Source organism: Bradyrhizobium sp. Mp19 (assembly GCF_029952935.1).
In the GTDB taxonomy this organism is placed as follows: Bacteria; Pseudomonadota; Alphaproteobacteria; order Rhizobiales; family Xanthobacteraceae; genus Bradyrhizobium; species Bradyrhizobium elkanii.
The window spans coordinates 1-741 of record NZ_JASAUT010000189.1 but is presented as its reverse complement, the minus strand read 5'-3'; the positions used below and the strand labels follow the sequence as shown (position 1 = coordinate 741).

General features: G+C 61.0%; 1 protein-coding gene. It reads right to left on the bottom strand.

Annotation, left to right across the window (positions count from 1 at the left end; genetic code table 11):
• Positions 1–58: 58 nt before the first annotated feature.
• On the bottom strand, positions 59–625 hold the full coding sequence (locus QJT82_RS45530; RefSeq protein WP_028343434.1) for a sulfatase-like hydrolase/transferase: 567 nt from the start codon (positions 623–625) through the stop codon (positions 59–61).
• Positions 626–741: the final 116 nt, after the last annotated feature.

The window sequence follows — 741 nt, the reverse complement described above, 5'->3', positions numbered from 1 at the left end:
TGCGCGGCAAGCTCAAACGCGCCGGATGGAACGATGCGTTCGTCTTCGAACTCCTCGGTCACATGCGATAGCCCTGCTTATCGATCGGGATATCGAGCGTCTTGGTTTGCCGAGCCTGCTGGGTCATGAGGAAGGCATCCCAGGTATCGCCGAGTGGGATGCCGTAGAATTCGTCGAAACCCTTGTTCTGCGGCTGGCTGTAAGGCTGGGCGCCGAGATGCCATTTGCCAAAGATCGCCGTGGCGTAGCCTGCCTCGCGCAGCATTCCGGCCATGGTGATTTCTGTTGCCGGCAGCGAGATTGGAGTCCCCTCGACAGCAACCAGCGACAGACCGGAGCGAATGGAATAGCGTCCGGTCATCAAGGCGGCGCGCGACGGGGTACAGGACGGCTCGACCAGGAACTGCGTCAGCCGCAAGCCTTCGGCGGCAAGCCGGTCGATGCGCGGCGTCGGCGCCCCGCGCAGTTCGCCGCCGCCGTAAGCTCCGATGTCGCCATAGCCGATGTTGTCAGCGAGAATGAGGAGGATGTTCGGCTTTTGCTGTTGTGCTGACGCCGCGGATGCGACCATCATGGCGGCGAACGATGCCACCATGCCGAACCAGATGTGCCTGCGCCGATTCATCCTCGATCTCCGGCGGTCGCAGTCACAGAGAGTTTCGGCCTAGTACCCACTTTTCTTGGAACGTGAGTCGTGATTCAAGGTCGGGATGATACCCGAAGCAAGAGAAGTCCGCCTTT